The organism is Lelliottia sp. 7254-16, from assembly GCF_002922995.1.
Classification (GTDB): Bacteria; Pseudomonadota; Gammaproteobacteria; order Enterobacterales; family Enterobacteriaceae; genus Enterobacter; species Enterobacter jeotgali.
In genome coordinates, this window is sequence record NZ_PQVS01000002.1 from 211,085 (window position 1) to 229,664 (window position 18,580).

The 18,580-nt window shown below is 54.7% G+C and carries 18 protein-coding genes, 1 tRNA gene and 2 pseudogenes; 8 read left to right on the plus strand and 13 right to left on the minus strand.

Annotated features, from left to right (window positions below; all coding sequences use genetic code 11):
• Positions 1 to 445: 445 nt before the first annotated feature.
• The 4 genes and pseudogenes from C3708_RS24015 to C3708_RS03835 all read left to right on the plus strand — a co-directional run.
• Positions 446 to 715: pseudogene (locus C3708_RS24015) on the plus strand (PAS domain-containing protein); the annotation flags it as partial.
• 167 nt (positions 716 to 882) lie between these two features.
• Positions 883 to 1,062 carry a Kazal-type serine protease inhibitor domain-containing protein gene (locus tag C3708_RS24020; RefSeq protein ID WP_370446863.1) on the plus strand — a complete coding sequence of 60 codons (180 nt, stop codon included), beginning with the start codon at positions 883 to 885 and terminating at the stop codon, positions 1,060 to 1,062.
• Between the two features lie 292 nt (positions 1,063 to 1,354).
• Positions 1,355 to 1,906, plus strand: a pseudogene (locus C3708_RS24025) (methyl-accepting chemotaxis protein); the annotation flags it as partial.
• A 342-nt stretch (positions 1,907 to 2,248) separates the two neighbouring features.
• The gene (locus C3708_RS03835) at positions 2,249 to 3,808 is read left to right on the plus strand and encodes a methyl-accepting chemotaxis protein (protein WP_095283472.1); all 1,560 of its coding nucleotides are present in this window, start codon (positions 2,249 to 2,251) and stop codon (positions 3,806 to 3,808) included.
• Here C3708_RS03835 and C3708_RS03840 read toward each other — a convergent pair.
• Positions 3,805 to 4,347, minus strand: coding sequence for a PadR family transcriptional regulator (locus tag C3708_RS03840; RefSeq protein ID WP_103947004.1), 543 nt, complete (start codon positions 4,345 to 4,347; stop codon positions 3,805 to 3,807). The two genes, C3708_RS03835 and C3708_RS03840, sit on opposite strands and share 4 nt — an antisense overlap.
• Positions 4,348 to 4,582: 235 nt before the next feature.
• Here C3708_RS03840 and C3708_RS03845 point away from each other — a divergent pair, with 235 nt between their 5' ends.
• Positions 4,583 to 5,347: a siderophore-interacting protein gene (locus C3708_RS03845; RefSeq protein WP_103947003.1), complete on the plus strand. Its 765-nt coding sequence runs from the start codon at positions 4,583 to 4,585 to the stop codon at positions 5,345 to 5,347.
• Here C3708_RS03845 and C3708_RS03850 read toward each other — a convergent pair whose 3' ends face one another.
• Positions 5,348 to 6,517 carry a DNA repair protein gene (locus C3708_RS03850; RefSeq protein WP_103947002.1) on the minus strand — a complete coding sequence of 390 codons (1,170 nt, stop codon included), beginning with the start codon at positions 6,515 to 6,517 and terminating at the stop codon, positions 5,348 to 5,350. It abuts the gene before it with no gap.
• Positions 6,518 to 6,790: 273 nt separating this feature from the next.
• On the opposite strand from C3708_RS03850, the gene C3708_RS03855 reads away from it, so the two are divergent.
• Positions 6,791 to 7,114 carry a DUF1889 family protein gene (locus tag C3708_RS03855; RefSeq protein WP_103947001.1) on the plus strand — a complete coding sequence of 108 codons (324 nt, stop codon included), beginning with the start codon at positions 6,791 to 6,793 and terminating at the stop codon, positions 7,112 to 7,114.
• A 71-nt stretch (positions 7,115 to 7,185) separates the two neighbouring features.
• On the opposite strand, the gene C3708_RS03860 is transcribed toward C3708_RS03855, so the two are convergent.
• A tRNA-Ile gene (locus C3708_RS03860) sits at positions 7,186 to 7,261 on the minus strand.
• A 125-nt stretch (positions 7,262 to 7,386) separates the two neighbouring features.
• On the opposite strand from C3708_RS03860, the gene mug reads away from it, so the two are divergent.
• Positions 7,387 to 7,893 (plus strand): G/U mismatch-specific DNA glycosylase, encoded by a 507-nt coding sequence (gene mug, locus C3708_RS03865; RefSeq protein ID WP_095284381.1) that lies wholly within the window; start codon positions 7,387 to 7,389, stop codon positions 7,891 to 7,893.
• Positions 7,894 to 7,958: 65 nt separating this feature from the next.
• Here mug and rpoD read toward each other — a convergent pair whose 3' ends face one another.
• The 3 genes from rpoD to rpsU all read right to left on the minus strand — a co-directional run bounded on the left by rpoD (position 7,959) and on the right by rpsU (position 12,174).
• On the minus strand, positions 7,959 to 9,803 hold the full coding sequence (gene rpoD, locus C3708_RS03870) for an RNA polymerase sigma factor RpoD (protein ID WP_103947000.1): 1,845 nt from the start codon (positions 9,801 to 9,803) through the stop codon (positions 7,959 to 7,961).
• A gap of 173 nt (positions 9,804 to 9,976) precedes the next feature.
• Complete coding sequence (dnaG, locus tag C3708_RS03880) at positions 9,977 to 11,722, minus strand: DNA primase (RefSeq protein WP_095283423.1); 1,746 nt, start codon at positions 11,720 to 11,722, stop codon at positions 9,977 to 9,979.
• A gap of 236 nt (positions 11,723 to 11,958) precedes the next feature.
• Positions 11,959 to 12,174: a 30S ribosomal protein S21 gene (gene rpsU / locus C3708_RS03885; protein WP_001144069.1), complete on the minus strand. Its 216-nt coding sequence runs from the start codon at positions 12,172 to 12,174 to the stop codon at positions 11,959 to 11,961.
• A gap of 227 nt (positions 12,175 to 12,401) precedes the next feature.
• On the opposite strand from rpsU, the gene tsaD reads away from it, so the two are divergent.
• Complete coding sequence (gene tsaD / locus C3708_RS03890; protein ID WP_095283422.1) at positions 12,402 to 13,415, plus strand: tRNA (adenosine(37)-N6)-threonylcarbamoyltransferase complex transferase subunit TsaD; 1,014 nt, start codon at positions 12,402 to 12,404, stop codon at positions 13,413 to 13,415.
• A 106-nt stretch (positions 13,416 to 13,521) separates the two neighbouring features.
• On the opposite strand, the gene ureG is transcribed toward tsaD, so the two are convergent.
• The 7 genes from ureG to C3708_RS03925 are packed head-to-tail and all read right to left on the minus strand — an operon-like array spanning position 13,522 to position 18,471.
• The gene (ureG, locus tag C3708_RS03895) at positions 13,522 to 14,139 is read right to left on the minus strand and encodes an urease accessory protein UreG (RefSeq protein ID WP_103948880.1); all 618 of its coding nucleotides are present in this window, start codon (positions 14,137 to 14,139) and stop codon (positions 13,522 to 13,524) included.
• Between the two features lie 9 nt (positions 14,140 to 14,148).
• A complete protein-coding gene (locus C3708_RS03900) occupies positions 14,149 to 14,823 on the minus strand; it encodes an urease accessory protein UreF (RefSeq protein ID WP_095283420.1) in 675 nt (224 codons plus the stop codon).
• Positions 14,824 to 14,837: 14 nt separating this feature from the next.
• On the minus strand, positions 14,838 to 15,296 hold the full coding sequence (gene ureE, locus C3708_RS03905; protein WP_095283419.1) for an urease accessory protein UreE: 459 nt from the start codon (positions 15,294 to 15,296) through the stop codon (positions 14,838 to 14,840).
• Between the two features lie 9 nt (positions 15,297 to 15,305).
• Positions 15,306 to 17,009, minus strand: coding sequence for an urease subunit alpha (gene ureC / locus C3708_RS03910; protein WP_103946998.1), 1,704 nt, complete (start codon positions 17,007 to 17,009; stop codon positions 15,306 to 15,308).
• On the minus strand, positions 17,002 to 17,322 hold the full coding sequence (locus C3708_RS03915) for an urease subunit beta (RefSeq protein ID WP_103946997.1): 321 nt from the start codon (positions 17,320 to 17,322) through the stop codon (positions 17,002 to 17,004). Before C3708_RS03915 ends, ureC begins: the two co-directional genes overlap by 8 nt.
• 9 nt (positions 17,323 to 17,331) lie before the next feature.
• Complete coding sequence (locus C3708_RS03920; RefSeq protein WP_039031754.1) at positions 17,332 to 17,634, minus strand: urease subunit gamma; 303 nt, start codon at positions 17,632 to 17,634, stop codon at positions 17,332 to 17,334.
• Positions 17,635 to 17,643: 9 nt separating this feature from the next.
• Positions 17,644 to 18,471: an urease accessory protein UreD gene (locus C3708_RS03925; RefSeq protein WP_103946996.1), complete on the minus strand. Its 828-nt coding sequence runs from the start codon at positions 18,469 to 18,471 to the stop codon at positions 17,644 to 17,646.
• Between the last annotated feature and the right edge of the window lie 109 nt (positions 18,472 to 18,580).

The following is an 18,580-nucleotide window of genomic DNA, read 5'->3' on the forward strand; positions in this document are numbered from 1 at the left end:
GGGATTACGCCACTTCTGGTGACTTAACGAAAATCGGGATAAATGCCAGGTTAAAATAATGTTGCGCAAAATTTAATCGTGCCGGGAGGGCGAAACGAGGTTTGCCGCTGGGCTTTGCGAGGGGGTTATTTGCGCCTGAATGGGTCAGTTGCACCCTTGTGGTGCGGACTTTGATTCTTAAGGAGACGTTAACAGGTCAGCCTTTGTGGGTAATTTCTTTATGAAAGTATTTTAAATCAATCAATTAGAAATGCGTACAAAAAGTGCGGTTTAACCGCAATTTGCGATCTCGATCGGATTTAACAACTAAAGATAAACTGTTTACCGCCGAAAAAAGATAAACCCACAAAATTAACATTCAAATAACCTGCAAGGGATGCCCATCATGTCCGCTCAACCGTATGTCACTCAGAATGAATATCCTCTGAACGACGATACCACCCTCATGTCCACCACCGATCTCCACAGCCACATGACCCACACCAACGACACCTTCGTGAAAGTGAGCGGCTACCAACTGGATGAATTGCTGGGGCAGCCGCACAATTTAGTGCGCCACCCGGATATGCCGAAAGCGGCGTTTGCCGATATGTGGTACACGCTAAAACAGGGCGAGCCGTGGAGCGGGATCGTGAAAAACCGCCGCAAGAATGGCGACCACTACTGGGTGCGTGCTAACGCAGTGCCGATGGTGCGCGGCGGCGCGGTGACGGGCTACATGTCGATTCGTACCCGGGCGACGGCGGAAGAGATCGCGGCGGTTGAGCCACTGTACAAAGCGCTGAACGAAGGGCGCTGCAACAAGCGCGTCCATAAAGGGCTGGTGGTGAGTAAAGGCGTGTTTGGGAAATTACCGGCGATGCCGCTGCGCTGGCGGGTGCGGTGCGTCATGGCAATACTGTTTGTGGCACTGGCGGCCACGCTTATTGCAACGCATGCGAGCTGGGCCGCATTGGGTGCGAGCGCGCTGGTGATGCTGCTGGGCACCGTTCTGTTCGAGCAGCAAATCGTCCGTCCGGTAGAAAATGTGGCCCGACAGGCGCTCAAAGTCGCAACCGGTGAGCGGAACAGCGTCGACCATCTTAATCGCAGCGACGAGCTTGGGCTGACCTTACGTGCCGTTGGACAACTGGGACTGATGTGTCGCTGGCTGATCAATGATGTTTCAAGTCAGGTGGTGAGCGTGCGTGATGGCAGCGATCGCCTGGCGAAGGGCAATGAAGATCTTAATGACCGCACCCGTCAGACGGTGGCTAACGTGCAGCAGACGGTGACCACCATGAATCAGATGGCGGCATCGGTGCAGAGTAATTCTGAAACCGCAGCGGCGGCTGATAAACTCTCGATAGTGGCGAGCGGTGCGGCGGCTGAAGGCGGCAGCGCAATGCAGACCGTCGTGAAAACGATGGACGATATTGCCGACAGCACCCAGCGGATTGGCTCCATCACTAAACTCATCAACGATATCGCCTTCCAGACCAATATTCTGGCGCTCAATGCGGCAGTAGAAGCGGCGCGTGCGGGCGAGCAGGGCAAAGGCTTTGCCGTGGTGGCCGGAGAGGTTCGCCACCTGGCAAGCCGCAGCGCCAGCGCTGCGAATGATATCCGCAAACTGATTGATGCCAGTGCCAGCAAGGTTCAGTCGGGTTCCGACCAGGTTCATGCCGCCGGGCGCACTATGGATGACATTGTTGAGCAGGTACAAAATGTGACGCGCCTGATTGCCCAGATCAGCCACTCGACGTCCGAGCAGGCGACAGGGCTATCTGACCTGACTCGCGCGGTGGCTGAACTGGATGACATCACGCAGAAAAACGCCGATCTGGTGGAAGAGAGCGCCCGGGTTTCGGCAATGGTGAAGCACCGCGCCGGGCGTCTTGAAGATGCGGTAACGGTTCTCCATTGAGTCAGTAAGGTTCAGGAAAAAAGCCCGCTTATTTCTGCAAAAATAAGCGGGCTTTTTCGTTCCTAAAGTTGTAATTATATTTACGTTCAAATGTTAATTTAATATTAAATAACTAAAATAATCACCTCAGTTATTTATATTCACCTAAGCCAATTTACCCCAACGCTATTTCACAAAGAGCCTGTCAGAAGCTTAAGTAACGATCGATGGCGCGTTATTAATAGATTCAGCCTATCCATTGCCGTGGTTATGAAATATAAAAACGATCAAAGTCATAAAGTTAGCGAGAAAGTTACCGATAACGCTGATCGTCTGAGAAATAATCACATCGATGGAGTATATATGTTCTTACATGACGTAAAGATCGGCACAAAATTATTTCTGGCCTTTGGATTCTTAATTGTTTTGATGGTAGTAAGCGCCAGTCTGTCGCTCCTGAGCCTGAATCGGGCAAATAATGGGATGCAATCCATCATTACCCAGGATTACCCGACGACGGTAAAAGCCAATCAGTTAATCGATAACTTCCAGGAATTTGTTAGCACTCAACAGCTCATGCTGCTGGACGAGCAGGGCCAGTATGCCGCTCAGTCGCAGCAGCGGCTGAAGGAGATCAGCGAACACATTACCGTCATCCTCACGGACCTGAATAACTCTCTTAAAGACCCCAAATCGCAACAGATCCTGACCGGCATTCGAGATGTGCGTCAGCAGTATCTGGATTCTCGTTACCGGATATTGCAGGCGGTGCAGAACAAGGATCGTGAGGGCGCGATCCAGGAGATGATGACCAAAACGGTGAACCTGCAACAGGCATACAAGGCCAAAGTGCAGGAGCTGATCGCGGTGCAAAACAGTGAAATGCAGAGCGCCGGGAAGCAGGTCGACGGGGATTTCAACACCAACCGCCTGTTGCTGGTGATCCTGACCGTGTTTAGCGTGGTGATCGGCAGTACGATTGGCTGGTTTATCGTGCGTTCCATCACCCGCCCACTGGGCGAGGCGGTCTCGTTTGCCGAAGCCATTGCCGAAGGCGATTTAACCCGCAACATTACCACGCGCAGCAAAGACGAAACGGGTTTGCTGCTTCATGCGCTGATGGAGATGAAAACCCGGCTGCTGGAAATTGTGCAGCAGGTTCAATCCGGCTCGGAAAATATCTCCAGCGCGGCGGCGCAAATTGTCGCGGGGAATCAGGATCTGGCGGCACGTACCGAAGAACAGGCCAGCTCGGTTGAGCAGACTGCCGCGTCGATGGAGCAGATCACCGCGACGGTGAAAAATACGGCGGCGCACACCGGTGAAGCGACAAATCTCTCCGCCGATGCGGCGAGTGTGGTCAAAAACAACGGCGAGATGATGAAGCAGGTGACGCAGAAAATGCGCCTGATTAATGAAACCTCTAACCGCATGTCCGACATCATCAACCTGATCGATGCGATTGCCTTCCAGACCAATATTCTGGCGCTGAATGCCGCTGTCGAAGCGGCGCGTGCCGGTGAGCATGGGCGTGGATTTGCGGTGGTCGCAGGCGAAGTGCGCCAGTTGGCGCAGAAAAGCGCCTCCTCAGCCAGCGAAATTCGCCAGCTGATCGAAAGCTCGACTAGCCAGACTCAAGACGGAATGAACCTGGTGGAAAAAGCCAGCGGGCTAATTAACGGCATGGTGGGGAATGTGGAAGAGATGGACGTTATTTTGCGTGAGATACGCCAGGCGAGCCACGAACAGACGGAAGGCATCTCGCAAATTAACAGTGCGATTGGCCTGATCGACTCCACCACCCAGCAGAACTCAGCGCTGGTGGAGGAGTCTGTTGCGGCGGCGGCTTCGCTTAACGATCAGGCGCTGCACCTGAAAGAGCTGGTAAAAGTATTCCGCGTGCGCGAGGAAGCGCTGGCTTAATCCAGCTGGGAGATATCCAGCGCTGCGCGGTCGATAACGCCAATAATCTGCTTAAGCTGCGCGTCGCTGATCTCTCCCTGATTAACTTTCAGGTCCAGTACCGCTTTGAAGTTATCCAAAGCCCGCTTCATTTGCGGGTTTTTACGCAACTGGAACCCCACGCAGCGTGCGGTAATGCGTGCCTGAATGTGTTCCAGATGTTCCTTATTTTCATCAAGCCAGTGCTGCCCGGCAACGGTGATGGCAATCTTCCTACGCCCGCCTTCCTCTTCTGAAATCGTAATAAACGCCTGATCTTGCAGGAAATCGAGAGTCGGATAAATCACACCAGGACTCGGGGTGTAGTTTCCCTGCGTCATGCTCTCAATCTCTTTAATCAGCTCATAGCCGTGACTGGCGTTGCGGGTGAGAATATCCAGAATCACCAGGCGCAACTCGCCGTGGCCAAAGAAGCGCTGGCGGCGTCCGCCACCGTGATGCTCCCCGCCACGGCCATGATGGTGGTGTTCGTGGCCAAAATCGTCGTGTGAATGTCGCATGAGTGTTCTCCTTAATTTGATATATCTAATTTATATCTAAAGTTATCTGATTAGCAAATTAGTTTTTTGTTTTTTCTTTAAAATATTGAAATAATTGTCTTTGTTGTTATTTTTTAGATTGGGGATGTGCATGAATCATCTATATCAAAAAAAGACTTGCAATCTCGTTTGTTAGCAATCATTATCATTTGAATCTGATTTAGATATATCGTATTCACTTCACGAAGGCAGAAAAATGACATCACCTCGTTACCCACAACGTGTACGCAATGAACTGCGCTTTCGCGAGCTGACCGTGCTCCGCGTTGAGCGTGTAAGCGCTGGCTTTCAACGCATCGTCTTAGGTGGTGAAGCGCTGGAAGGTTTTAGTTCAAAGGGTTTTGACGACCATACCAAAGTCTTTTTCCCGGCTCCGGGCGCAGCTTTTGTACCTCCGGTTGTGACCGACGAAGGCATCAACTGGGGTGAGGGTGTACGCCCGCAAGCGCGTGATTACACGCCGCTGTACGATGAGGCGCGCAACGAACTGGTGCTCGATTTCTTTGTTCATGACGGTGGGCTTGCGAGCAACTGGGCGGTACAGGCTAAAGCAGGCGATAAGCTAACGATCGGCGGCCCGCGCGGATCGCTTGTGGTGCCGGAAGATTATGCGTGGCAGTTGTACGTTTGCGATGAGTCCGGCATGCCTGCGCTGCGTCGTCGTCTGGAAGCGATTGCTGCACTGCCGTTCAAACCGGAAATTCACGCCGTGGTGACCGTGGGTGATGAGTCTTATAAAGACTATCTGGCGCATCTGAGTGATTTCAACATCACCTGGATTGTCGGACATAGCGAGCAGGCGGTGGCCGATCGTCTGGCGATGCTGAGCGTGCCTGCTGCGGATTACTTTATCTGGTTGACCGGGGAAGGGAAGGTCGTCAAAAACCTGAGTTGCCAGTTTGAGACTGACGCGATTGACCCACAGCTGGTGCGTGCCAGCGCATACTGGCACGCGAAGTAACTAGGCAACTTCGTCGAACTGCGCTTCGTTCACCTGGTGTTCGAGCGCACTACGAACGTCATGCAGCGCTTTCTCCTGCTGGGCAAAATAAGACTCCATATTGCTCAGCGAGGAGACCAGTAGCCAGGACTCTTCTTTCTCCAGCTCCGCCAGCTCGTTCACTAAAGTGTCGATTTGTTCGCGAACCTGAGCCATTTTTTTGCGAATACGTTCCAGATCGTTCAGTCGATCGCTGGCCATCAGCGGCTCAAAGCCCTGCTGCAGACGCGCCACCAACGAGCGAATCGCTTTCACATCTCCGCGCTGTTTGGCCTGGTTGAGCTGCACCATCATGGTGTTGGCTTCTTCTTTCAGATCGTCCGCTACCAGATCCGGATGGCAGAGTTTGCTGGCCTGACGCCAAAGCCGTTTCAGCTCGTTCTGATCTTCTTCTGACAGATCCTTGCCTTTGCGCAGACGCATTTCTGCATCGTGGTGCTGCTCGCGATATTTCTCGTACTCTTCGTTAGCCTCGTCCCGCGCCTGACGCGCCGGTTCTTCTTCGCGCGTTAAGCCCATTTCCAGCTCTTGCGCTTCGGCCAACAGATTGGCAATCAGATCGCTTTGCTGCTGCAAATGCTTACGCGCATCGGCGGCCTGCACCGAATCGGCTGGCAGCGCACGCCAGCGCTGCGTCAGTGTGGTCAGCACTTCAACGGCCTGCGCCATATATTGCTGGCAGCGACGATAATCCTCTTCGCGGCGACGCGACTCCGCCTGCTGGCGGCGCAGATTCAGTTCTGCGAGGGTTTTACGCAGCTGAAGTATTTGCGACATCAATGGGCCGAGACGGGAGAAATAGAGATCGTTGAACTCGTCCAGTTGTTGCACGCGGGCGTTACGGCGATCAATCAGCTCGCGAAGGCGCTCTTCCAGAGCCTTCAATTCCAGCTTGCTGGCGGCAACCTGCGGATCGCGCCACTGAGTCAGTGAGCGCTGACTCTGCAACCATGCGGTGATGGCTCTGATTGCTGCGGTATAGTTTTTATTCTCAAGCGCCACGACGATCGCCTGTAGCTCATCGTCAAACGCTTCACTTTTCAGCCGTGCCAGTTGGCTGTCGATGATGTCGTCATCTTCCAGTTCAATGGCATTTTTTATGATTTCTAGCCGTTTGATCGGTGTGCTCATGATGCCTTTCGCTTTAGCGCTTAAGTATTTGAGTTAAGGTTAGTTGTGGTCAGAGCTACAGGAAATAATACACACGGATGATGATCGGCGCGACGGGGGATTTCTTTAGTTTTAGATGTTTGTGAGGGGGTTAATGGTTCGGGGGTGTGGATTATGCAATGCTTCAGGAACGTATCGGAAGCGCTCAAGGGTGTGTGATGTGGTTTCCGGTACCGTGACAATCTCTTTGAATTTCCGATCAATTTCAGGCCATAGTATAACCTTGTTTACTAGATGGTTAATTTTAAGGATAAGAGTATGCCAACAGTCATTGAGAAAGCATTGGATTTCATTGGTGGTATGGACACTTCCGCGTCAGTGCCGCATTCGATGGATGAAAGTACTGCGAAAGGAATTTTCAAGTATTTGAAGGAGTTGGGTACGCCTGCAAGCGCGGATGACATTATGGCGCGAGGGGCACAAGAGGGATGGGATCCCGACTTTACGAAAAAAGTGGCCGGGTGGGCCGAGAAAATTAACGCAACTGACCACGTAGTGATCAAGAACCCTGAATACTTTTCTGCCTACATGCAGGAGCAACTCCGGGAGCTGGTGTGAGTTAACCACACGCTGATTCATCAATCCTGAAAAAACTAAGGGCCTACGTTTTCACGTAAGCCCTTGTTATTTGGTGGCCCCTGCTGGACTTGAACCAGCGACCAAGCGATTATGAGTCGCCTGCTCTAACCACTGAGCTAAGGGGCCGTGGCGGTGAATTATAGAGTAACTCCCTGCTGCAATCCAGACATTCGCACCTGCCTGCTGTTTTTATAAACAACGCATTATCAATCCTTTATACTGAATGCCTGATGCATTCATCGGGGAATGAGATGATCAACGATATTCTGGCACCTGGACTGCGGGTTGTGTTCTGTGGGATCAATCCTGGCAAGTCCTCCGCGCATACGGGTTTTCACTTTGCCCATCCGGGAAACCGTTTCTGGAAAGTGATTCATCAGGCAGGTTTTACCGATCGGCTTTTAAAGCCCGAAGAAGAACAGCATCTGTTGGATACGCGCTGTGGTATCACCATGCTGGTGGAGCGACCCACGGTGCAGGCGACGGAAGTTAACCTGCATGAGCTGCGCAGCGGCGGGCGGGAGCTGGTGAAGAAGATAGAAGACTATCAGCCCGCGGCGTTAGCAATCCTCGGCAAGCAGGCTTACGAGCAGGCATTTAGCCAGCGAGGGGCGCAGTGGGGCAAGCAAAGTATCACGATCGGCATGACCCAGGTGTGGGTGCTGCCGAATCCGAGCGGGTTAAATCGGGCGACGCTGGATAAGCTGGTAGAGGCGTATCGGGAGCTGGACGAGGCGCTGATGGTGCGGGGAAGGTAGAAGTCTGGTGGAATAACGGTGAAAAAAAAAGCTCCCATTTGGGAGCTTTTACTTTTCAAAGACGATTAATCGTCGAGGAAGCTACGCAGCACTTCAGAGCGGCTTGGGTGGCGCAGTTTGCGCAGGGCCTTCGCTTCGATCTGACGGATACGTTCGCGGGTTACGTCGAACTGTTTACCCACTTCTTCCAGCGTGTGGTCGGTGTTCATATCGATACCGAAACGCATACGCAGGACTTTCGCTTCACGGGCGGTCAGGCCAGCCAGAACGTCGTGGGTGGCAGCACGCAGGCTCTCAGTAGTAGCAGAATCCAGCGGCAGCTCGAGGGTGGTATCCTCGATGAAATCACCCAGATGCGAATCTTCATCGTCGCCGATTGGCGTTTCCATGGAGATTGGCTCTTTAGCGATTTTCAGCACCTTACGAATCTTATCTTCTGGCATCAGCATGCGTTCAGCCAGCTCTTCAGGCGTCGGCTCGCGACCCATCTCTTGCAGCATCTGGCGGGAGATACGGTTGAGTTTGTTGATGGTCTCAATCATATGCACCGGAATACGGATGGTGCGCGCCTGATCCGCGATAGAGCGGGTAATCGCCTGACGAATCCACCAGGTAGCATAGGTGGAGAATTTGTAACCACGGCGATATTCAAACTTATCAACCGCTTTCATCAGACCGATGTTACCTTCCTGAATCAGATCCAGGAACTGCAGACCACGGTTGGTGTATTTCTTGGCGATCGAAATAACCAGACGTAAGTTCGCTTCAACCATTTCTTTCTTCGCACGACGGGCTTTCGCTTCGCCGATGGACATGCGACGGTTGATGTCTTTAACCTGCTCGATAGTCAGGCCGGTCTCTTCTTCGATTTGACGCAGTTTCTGCAGGCCGCGCTGAACGTCATCAGCCACGTCATGCAGTTTTTCAGACCACGGTTTGTTCATCGCGATAGCCGCGTTGAACCAGGTCTCGCTGGTTTCGTTGCCGGTGAACAGAGTGATGAAGTTCTTTTTCGGCATTTTGCACTGCTCAACGCACAGCTTCATGATGATACGTTCTTGAGTACGAACGCGGTCCATCATGACGCGCATGCTGTTAACCAGATAGTCGAACTGTTTTGGCACCAGGCGGAACTGTTTGAACACTTCTGACAGTTTCTGAATCTCAGCCTGAGCGGCAACATGGCTGCGGCCTTTGGCTTTGATGGTGTCACGAGCCAGTTCGTACTGAGTACGCAGCTCGCCAAACTTCTCGCGCGCTAACTCAGGATCGATGCTATTATCGTCATCACTGCTGTCGTCGTCTTCTTCTTCCTCTTCGTCTTCGTCGTCATCCATCTCTTCCTGAGACAGCTCAGAGCCGACGTGAGTCGCCGTTGGCGCCAGGTCTTCTTCAGCGTTAGGATCGACAAAACCGGTGATCAGGTCAGACAGACGCGCTTCTTCGGCTTCGACGCGATCGTACTGCTCAAGCAGATAGGTGATCGCTTCAGGGTATTCGGCAACAGAGCACTGAACCTGGTTGATCCCGTCTTCAATACGTTTCGCGATGTCGATTTCGCCTTCGCGGGTCAGCAGTTCAACGGTGCCCATTTCGCGCATGTACATGCGCACCGGGTCAGTGGTACGCCCGATTTCAGATTCAACGCTGGACAACACCTGTGCAGCAGCTTCTTCTGCATCTTCGTCGGTGTTGTTGGAGTTTTCAGCCAGCAACAGATCATCAGCATCCGGTGCTTCTTCCATCACCTGAATGCCCATGTCATTGATCATTTGGATGATGTCTTCGATTTGATCTGAATCGACGATATCTTCCGGCAGATGGTCATTGACCTCGGCATAGGTCAGATAGCCTTGCTCCTTACCACGTTGGACAAGAAGTTTCAGCTGTGACTGCGGGTTTTGCTCCATAAGACGGTATCCACACTTAATTCGTTTAATTGGTGTCGGCGGTGTCGCTGCCAACCTTTGAAGCGAGGGCGTACTTATATTTTTGCCGCTGCCTCTCAGTGCGGCTGCCGGGGGCTTCCCGATCGATATTCGGCACTTAAGCCGTTGAATTCTTGAAAGATTGCTTCTTTCGTTTATTTCTTCGCCAGTTCCTGGTTTAACATCCAGAGTTCCCGGCGTTCTTCGCTGCTTAAACCGTGAGTGCGCTCGCGAGCAATGAGCTCTTCCTGGCGCAGTTCAAGCATCGAATCAAACATATGGTTGAGTGAGTCGGTGAACGTTTTTTCTGCGATATCCTTATCTGCTATATCGTCCCACATCGACAGTTTTTCAAGGGTGGCGGCCTCTTTTGTGCCGCGATAATGCTCTAAAAGTTGGCCGGTGGTCAGACCCGGCTGAGACAGACACGTATTGACCAGTTCTGAGAACAGGCCAAGTCCTGGCAACTTTTCATGGTTCAACCCCGCGAGCGGCGGCACTTGCGGCGCCAGCTCTGGGTTTTGCACCAGTAACCCTATCAGTATACGCATGGTTGTGCGTTTTAGCTGTGGCGCGGGGCGAACCGCACCGTTTTCAGCCAGTTTTGGCATTAAACGTTCAAGCTGGCTGTCATCCAGAATGCCGAGCTTGTTGCCGAGTTCCTGACGCAGATATATGCGCAAGGTTTCTCCTGGGACCTGAGTAATCAGCGGCAGGGCCAGCGTACTCAGCTGAGCGCGACCGTCCGGGGTACTCAAATCTACCTGCGGCATCAGGCTGTTAAACAAAAACGTGGAGAGCGGCTGAGCCTGCTCCATCCGCGCTTCAAACGCCGCTTTGCCCTCTTTACGCACCAGCGTATCTGGGTCTTCACCGTCGGGCAGGAACATAAAGCGCAACTGGCGCCCGTCGGTCATATAGGGTAGTGCAGTTTCCAGTGCGCGCCAGGCGGCGTCGCGTCCGGCACGGTCACCGTCGTAACAACAGATGACGTTGTTCGTCGCCCGGAACAGGAGTTGAATGTGGTCGGCGGTGGTCGACGTTCCCAACGACGCAACCGCGTAGTTGATGTCGTACTGAGCCAGCGCGACCACGTCCATATAGCCTTCGACCACCAGCAAACGCCGGGGTTCAGCGTTATCCTGTTGGGCTTCATAAAGGCCATACAGCTGGCGACCTTTGTGGAAAATATCGGTTTCCGGGGAGTTAAGGTATTTCGGCATGCCGTCACCCAGCACGCGCCCACCAAAACCAATCACCCGGCCTCGCTTATCGCGGATGGGGAACATCACCCGTTCGCGGAAGCGGTCGTAGCTTCTGCCCTGATCGTTTGTCACCAGCATACCGGCATCAATCAGAGACTTACGATCTTCGCTATTGCCACCAAAACGCTTTAACACGTTGTCCCAGCCGGGCGGGGCGTAACCAATAGCGAAACGCGCAATCACTTCGTCGCTCAAGCCGCGCTTTGTCAGATACTGACGCGCAGGTTCAGCTGCATTTTGCTTAAGAGACTGTTGGTAAAACGAATTCAAACCGTCCATCAGCTGATAAAGCGTTTGTCGCTGATGACGTTCAATCTGACTCGGACCGCTGCCTGCTTCATAGGGCACTTCAAGGTTGTGCATCGCCGCCAGTTCTTCGACGGTTTCGACAAACTCGAGCTTGTCGTAGTTCATCAGAAAGTCGACGGCATTCCCGTGTGCGCCACAGCCAAAGCAGTGGTAAAACTGTTTTTCACCGTTAACGGTGAAAGAGGGGGTTTTTTCGTTATGGAACGGACAGCACGCATGGTAGTTCTTACCCTGCTTTTTGAGCTTTACCCGCGCATCGATGAGATCGACGATGTCGGTTCTGGCCAGCAGGTCATTGATAAAAACGCGTGGAATTCGTCCAGCCATAGGCCCCGTTAGTACACTTCATCCTTCAAACTGTCTCTGCGTTGGCTGCGCTCGTTCACCCCTGTCACTTACTTAAGTAAGCTCCGGGGATTCACTCCCTTGCCGCCTTGATACAGTGTGAATGATTTTGTGTATTTGCTAATGCATAAACGAAAATAAGCCGCGCATTCCTTCCGGAAGCACGGCCTTACGACTATAACTCAGTCTGACCATTGAGGGCGTGCGCCCTCAACAGATTAGTACAGACGAGTACGGCGTGCGTTTTCGCGAGCCAGTTTCTTCGCGTGACGTTTCACAGCAGAAGCTTTAGCGCGTTTACGTTCGGTAGTCGGTTTTTCATAGAACTCACGACGACGAACTTCCGCCAGAACACCTGCTTTCTCGCATGAACGCTTGAAGCGACGCAGTGCTACGTCGAACGGCTCGTTTTCACGTACTTTAATTACCGGCATGTAACTCTCACCTTTGATAAATTCGGTTTGCCGCTGGCATCGGCGCCAGCTTATTTCAAAATGGTGCGGAATTTTACTGCAACTAACGCTGCTTTGTAAAGCACCAATGCCGTTTTTGAACGGGACTTTTGTAAGGGGGTAGAGTATACACGAACTCACCCCTCAGGGTATACATCGACCCGCATTCGCCCTACACTGCGCGGTATTGAAAAGAGGTAAATTTAGCCATGCGTGTACTGGGTATTGAAACATCCTGCGATGAAACCGGCATCGCCATTTACGACGACGAAAAAGGTCTGCTAGCCAACCAACTGTATAGTCAGGTGAAATTACACGCTGATTACGGCGGAGTGGTGCCTGAGCTGGCGTCTCGCGACCATGTGCGTAAAACCGTTCCCCTGATTCAGGCGGCACTGAAAGAGTCCGGTTTGACCGCAAAAGATATCGATGCGGTGGCCTATACCGCCGGTCCGGGTCTGGTCGGCGCGCTGTTGGTTGGCGCAACCGTAGGGCGTTCGCTGGCGTTCGCGTGGGATGTTCCGGCGATTGCGGTTCATCACATGGAAGGGCATCTTCTGGCACCGATGCTGGAAGAGAATCCACCGGAGTTTCCGTTTGTGGCGCTGCTGGTTTCCGGCGGTCATACCCAGCTTATCAGCGTGACGGGCATTGGCGAGTACGAACTGCTGGGCGAGTCTATCGATGACGCCGCCGGTGAAGCGTTTGATAAAACCGCCAAACTGCTGGGCCTTGATTATCCAGGTGGTCCGATGCTGTCAAAACTGGCGTCTCAGGGCGTCGAAAAACGCTTTGTTTTCCCGCGTCCGATGACCGATCGCCCAGGGCTGGATTTTAGCTTCTCTGGCCTGAAAACCTTCGCGGCGAATACCATTCGCAACAATGACAACGATGATCAGACCCGTGCAGATATCGCTCGTGCGTTTGAAGATGCGGTGGTGGATACGTTGATGATCAAGTGCAAACGCGCGCTGGATCAGACCGGCTTTAAGCGTCTGGTGATGGCGGGAGGCGTGAGTGCCAACCGTACACTGCGTGCGAAGCTGGCGGAGATGATGCAAAAACGTCGCGGCGAAGTGTTTTACGCGCGTCCGGAGTTTTGCACCGATAACGGCGCGATGATTGCCTACGCGGGCATGGTGCGTGCGAAGGCGGGCGCGACGGCGGATTTAAGTGTTTCCGTGCGTCCACGCTGGCCGCTGGCAGAGCTGCCTGCGGCATAAGTGTGGTCTGTGTTGCCCGGTGGCGCTGCGCTTACCGGGCCTACAAATTTCTCCGAGCCACGGTTTTGTAGGCCGGTGCAAGCGAAGCGCCGCCCGGCAAAATCTGCTAAACCTTCAACATCCCCTTCACTTCCAAAAATTTAATAATCGTCGCCAGCCCGTCACCCACTTTCAGGTTGGTAAACGTCCACGGACGTTCGCCGCGCATGCGATTGGTGTCACGCTCCATCACCTCTAAAGATGCCCCGACGTACGGTGCCAGATCCATTTTATTGATCACCAGAAAATCCGATTTAGTGATCCCCGGCCCGCCTTTGCGCGGGATCTTTTCGCCTTCCGCCACGTCAATCACGTAGATCGTCAAATCCGCTAGCTCCGGGCTAAAAGTGGCGCTGAGATTATCCCCGCCGCTCTCGACAAAAATCAGATCCAGATTGCCGAACTTCTCGCTTAACGCTTCCACCGCCGCGAGGTTCATTGAGGCATCTTCGCGGATCGCGGTATGCGGACAGCCGCCGGTTTCCACGCCGACAATGCGATCCGGCTCCAGCGCCCCAGCTTCCGTCAGGATGCGCTGATCCTCTTTGGTGTAGATATCGTTGGTCACGACGGCCAGATGATATGTGTCGCGCATCGCTTTGCACAGCGCTTCCAGCAGGGCGGTTTTACCCGAACCGACCGGGCCACCCACGCCCACGCGCAGGGGATGTTTGTAATCAGCCATAAAAAATCCTCAGGATCGGAATAACCGTGAATATTGAGTTTCGTGACGCGCCGAGGCGATGGCCGAGAGCGGCGTCGCCGCACCCAGTTCGTCATCGCTGAGCTGCCACGCCTGACCGAGCTTTTCAGCAAAATGGTCGCTTAAATCGATAATCAACTGCTGGGCAGCCTGCTGCCCGAACGGCACCAGCTTCACGCCCGCCATTACCGCGCTCTCTATCCAGCTGTAGCCGAGACTCAGGGCCAGCGCGTGGGCGTCAATCCTCCAGCGCACGCCTAGCCATGCCATGCCGCACAGCTGGCTTTGTGAAAACAGCGGCAGCCAGTCGGGTGGGCAATCCGGTTCCCAGCTCTTAATCAGGCGGGTAAAAGCCGCGCCGCGATTGCGTTCTTCTTCGCGCAGTTCGCGCGTCTCCCGGCAGGCGAGGAGATACGTCGTCCAGCGTTTTGCGGCGGCGAAATCGTTCTGCTCGCAGGCGCGATACAGGCGGATAAACAGCGGCAAATCGACGCACAAAAAACTCTGCTCCATCTGCTGAATCTGCCAGCGGCTGAACTCTGCCACCGTTTTGATCCAGCCAGCTTCCACTGCCCACTCCAGCCCCTGGGACCAGGTGAATGACCCGACCGGCAGGCTGCTGCTGGAGAGCTGCATCAGGCGTAACTGCTGGCGGTTGTGTTCCATTCGCTCAACGTGCCTTAATGAGAATGGGCGTGCGCATGGCCGTGGGCTTCACTTGTGTAGGCCCCGGCTTCCGGCTCAAACGGCAGATGGGCAAAAGTCACCTCGAGACTGAACTGGCGCAGCATGTCGTCGAGGACATGATCGTGGTGATAGCGCAGCTCGCCAGGCATGATTTGCAGTGGCACATGGCGGTTGCCGAGGTGATAGCAGGCGCGTGCGAGCAGATACGGATCGGCGCAGCGCACCACTGACACGGATTCTGGCGCGGCGATCACTTCGACAACCTCCTGGCCATCGTCGGTAGTCAGCAGATCGCCACCCCGAAGTAACAGCCCGCGCGGCAGCATCAGGCCCGCTTCACGCCCGTCGTTCAGCTCTACGCGGGCGCGGCTTTTCACCCGCACATCAATCGGCAGGGTCACGCTGGCGGTGACGGGATGGGGGTGATCAAGACGTTGGGTTAAATAGATCATCATCTCTCCTCAGAACAGGAAATAGCGTTGCGCCATCGGCAGGATGTCTGCCGGTTCGCTGGTAATCAGTTCGCCGTCGACGCGTACCTCGTAGGTTTGCGCGTCGACGGTGATGTTCGGCTGCAGGCTGTTATGGATCATGTCGGCTTTTTTCACCGTCCGGCAGCCCTTCACCACGGCAATCGCGCTTTGCAAATTGAGCTGCTGAGGAATGCCGTTCGCGGCGGCAGCCTGGGAGACAAACGTCAGGCGCGTGGCGTGACGCGCAGCCCCGAGCGATCCAAACATCGGGCGATAGTGCACCGGTTGCGGCGTGGGGATCGAGGCGTTGATATCCCCCATCGGCGCACAGGCGATCATTCCGCCTTTCACTATGGTGGCCGGTTTGACGCCAAAAAATGCCGGCGACCAGACCACCAGATCCGCCAGTTTACCCGCTTCAATTGAGCCGACTTCGTGAGCGATGCCGTGGGTCAGCGCCGGGTTGATGGTGTATTTGGCGACGTAGCGTTTGACGCGAAAATTGTCGTTATCCCCGGACTCCTCCGCAAGCGGCCCGCGCTGCACCTTCATGCGGTGCGCCACCTGCCAGGTGCGGATGATCACTTCACCCACGCGGCCCATCGCCTGGGAATCGGACGAAGTCAGCGAGAACGCGCCGATATCGTGCAATACATCTTCGGCGGCTATGGTTTCGCGGCGAATGCGCGATTCGGCAAAGGCCACGTCCTCGGCGATATCCGGGTCCAGGTGATGGCACACCATCAGCATATCGAGATGCTCATCAATGGTATTGACCGTGTAGGGTAGCGTTGGATTGGTGGAGGAGGGCAAAATATTCGGGTGCGCGCAGGCGGTAATAATATCCGGCGCATGGCCGCCGCCCGCCCCTTCGGTATGGAAGGTATGAATGGTTCGCCCGCCAATGGCTGCAAGCGTGTCTTCGACAAACCCGCCTTCATTCAGCGTATCGCTGTGCAACGCCACCTGAATATCCATCTCTTCGGCGACCTCCAGCGAGCAGTTGATTGCCGCAGGCGTTGAACCCCAGTCTTCGTGAATTTTCAGGCCGATCGCGCCCGCCGCGACCTGTTCGCGCAGGGCTTCAGGGTTTGACGTGTTGCCCTTTCCGAGTAGGCCAATATTGACCGCCAGCGTATCCGCAGCCTGCAACATCCTCGCGATATACCACGGCCCCGGCGTGCAGGTGGTGGCGTTTGTTCCTGCTGCGGGTCCGGTGCCGCCGCCAATCATGGTGGTTACGCCCGAGACCAGCGCCTCTTCGGCCTGCTGCGGGCAGATCCAGTGGATGTGGGTGTCGATCCCACCGGCGGTGACGATCTTGCCTTCGGCGGCGATCACCTCGGTCGACGCGCCGATCGGGATCGTCACGCCGGGCTGAATATCCGGGTTTCCGGCTTTGCCGATAGCGAAGATCCTGCCGTCTTTGACGCCGATATCGGCTTTCACAATTCCCCAGTGATCGACGATCAGCGCGTTGGTCAGGACCAGATCTACGCAGTGCTGGGCGGTCATTTGCCCCTGACCCATGCCGTCGCGGATCACTTTCCCGCCGCCAAATTTAACCTCTTCTCCGTACACCGTGAGATCGTTTTCTACTTCGATCCACAGCTCAGTATCGGCCAGCCGAACTTTATCGCCCGTCGTTGGGCCGAACATGTCGGCATATGCCTGACGCGAAATCTCAGCCATTGTTATCCTCCAGACCGCCCATCACTTCGCCCCGAAAACCAAACACCCGCTGCGCCCCGGCGATCAGCACCAGCGTCACCTCGCGCTTTTGCCCCGGTTCGAAACGCACGGCGGTACCGGCTGGAATGTTCAGGCGATATCCTTTGGTTGGTTCACGATCAAATTTCAGCGCCGGATTCACTTCGTAAAAGTGATAGTGCGATCCTACCTGGATCGGTCTGTCGCCGTGGTTTTCGACGATCGTGCGCTGGGTTTTGCGCCCGACGTTCAGGGCGATCTGGCCGGGTTTAATCTGGTATTCGCCTGGGATCATCGCTCCACCTCAAAGGATCGGATTGTGGACGGTAACGAGCTTGGAGCCGTCCGGGAAGGTGGCCTCCACCTGAATATCCGGGATCATCTCCGGCACGCCCTCCATCACCTGTGCGCGCGTTAGCACATGACGACCCGCTTCCATCAGCTCCGCCACGGTTTGCCCGTCGCGCGCACCCTCCATAATGAAGGCACTAATCAGCGCGACCGATTCCGGGTAATTGAGTTTGACGCCGCGCGCGAGGCGGCGCTCCGCGACCAGCGCGGCGGTAAACAGCAACAGCTTGTCTTTTTCTCGGGGGGTCAGTTCCATAGGGTTCTCTTAGGTCTGCCAGATTCGTGGAGCGTGGGGCGCTTTGGCGGTCACCATTGGTCGCAGGTACTGCCAGATATCGCGCATCGCCTGTTGGCAAATCAGGTTATCGTGAGAAAGAAAACGCACCGACAGCAGGCCGTCGGTGAGCGTCGCACCGGCAAAGTTCTCAAGCGGCGTGAGGCGTTCGCGCACGCCGTCCAACAGCGCGTCGTTCGCCGGATAGCAGAGCAACGTGCCGATCCAGGGATGTTCCGCCACTGGAGTCAAATCGCCGTCGGCCAAATGCTGGCGCTCAATGAGCAGCGGTTGGTCGTCGAGCCACACTTCCAGTCGGCTGTCGAGCGTGCCGTGACTGAAGGTCTCTCCGATCACCGGGCGGCCCAGACACAGCAACTCCCACGCCAGCAAGGAGCTGGAAGGGTGCAAATGGAAAACCGAGCGGAGTCGGGCGTTCGCACCGGGGAAGAAAATGGTGTCCTGCGGCAGCCATTCGAGCGTTGCGTTCTCGGCCATAAAAAAACGCTGATTGAGAAGCGCCTGCGCGCCGCTACTACGATAGAACTTACTGGCACCCGGCATGGTGATCAGCGCATGGCTATTCGCGGCCAGTTCGACCGAAATATCCAGCGTATCGCCGCCGACAATTCCGCCGGGCGGATGCAACAAATAGAGATGACAGGTTTCGTCTTCGGGATAAAACGGGCGCTGAACGGTAAGCGGGCCGACGTGTCGCGCCGAGTGCAGAATGGTTTTTTCAGGGGTGTGACGAAACTGCAACGCAAGCGACGCCTGCCAGCCTTTATACGCGTTATCAGTGACCTGGGTTGCTAACATGCTGCATCCATCCGCTCGTCATTATCTGCTTCAGTATGCCCTGGCAGAAATGAACCTTGTCATATGAGACGCTTATGGATGGCGGAAAAAACCGGCTCATTGCTGAGCC

What these genes read in the sequence shown, in the direction of transcription:
- dnaG (WP_095283423.1), bottom strand. Translation starts at nt 11,722, where the DNA reads ATGGCTGGACGAATTCCACGCGTTTTTATCAATGACCTGCTGGCCAGA.
- C3708_RS03845 (WP_103947003.1), top strand. Translation starts at nt 4,583, where the DNA reads ATGACATCACCTCGTTACCCACAACGTGTACGCAATGAACTGCGCTTT.
- C3708_RS03920 (WP_039031754.1), bottom strand. Translation starts at nt 17,634, where the DNA reads ATGGAACTGACCCCCCGAGAAAAAGACAAGCTGTTGCTGTTTACCGCC.
- ureG (WP_103948880.1), bottom strand. Translation starts at nt 14,139, where the DNA reads ATGGCTGATTACAAACATCCCCTGCGCGTGGGCGTGGGTGGCCCGGTC.
- rpoD (WP_103947000.1), bottom strand. Translation starts at nt 9,803, where the DNA reads ATGGAGCAAAACCCGCAGTCACAGCTGAAACTTCTTGTCCAACGTGGT.
- C3708_RS03850 (WP_103947002.1), bottom strand. Translation starts at nt 6,517, where the DNA reads ATGAGCACACCGATCAAACGGCTAGAAATCATAAAAAATGCCATTGAA.
- C3708_RS03915 (WP_103946997.1), bottom strand. Translation starts at nt 17,322, where the DNA reads ATGATCCCAGGCGAATACCAGATTAAACCCGGCCAGATCGCCCTGAAC.
- C3708_RS03900 (WP_095283420.1), bottom strand. Translation starts at nt 14,823, where the DNA reads ATGGAACACAACCGCCAGCAGTTACGCCTGATGCAGCTCTCCAGCAGC.
- C3708_RS03925 (WP_103946996.1), bottom strand. Translation starts at nt 18,471, where the DNA reads ATGTTAGCAACCCAGGTCACTGATAACGCGTATAAAGGCTGGCAGGCG.
- rpsU (WP_001144069.1), bottom strand. Translation starts at nt 12,174, where the DNA reads ATGCCGGTAATTAAAGTACGTGAAAACGAGCCGTTCGACGTAGCACTG.
- C3708_RS03855 (WP_103947001.1), top strand. Translation starts at nt 6,791, where the DNA reads ATGGTTAATTTTAAGGATAAGAGTATGCCAACAGTCATTGAGAAAGCA.
- C3708_RS03835 (WP_095283472.1), top strand. Translation starts at nt 2,249, where the DNA reads ATGTTCTTACATGACGTAAAGATCGGCACAAAATTATTTCTGGCCTTT.
- ureE (WP_095283419.1), bottom strand. Translation starts at nt 15,296, where the DNA reads ATGATCTATTTAACCCAACGTCTTGATCACCCCCATCCCGTCACCGCC.
- mug (WP_095284381.1), top strand. Translation starts at nt 7,387, where the DNA reads ATGATCAACGATATTCTGGCACCTGGACTGCGGGTTGTGTTCTGTGGG.
- tsaD (WP_095283422.1), top strand. Translation starts at nt 12,402, where the DNA reads ATGCGTGTACTGGGTATTGAAACATCCTGCGATGAAACCGGCATCGCC.
- ureC (WP_103946998.1), bottom strand. Translation starts at nt 17,009, where the DNA reads ATGGCTGAGATTTCGCGTCAGGCATATGCCGACATGTTCGGCCCAACG.
- C3708_RS03840 (WP_103947004.1), bottom strand. Translation starts at nt 4,347, where the DNA reads ATGCGACATTCACACGACGATTTTGGCCACGAACACCACCATCATGGC.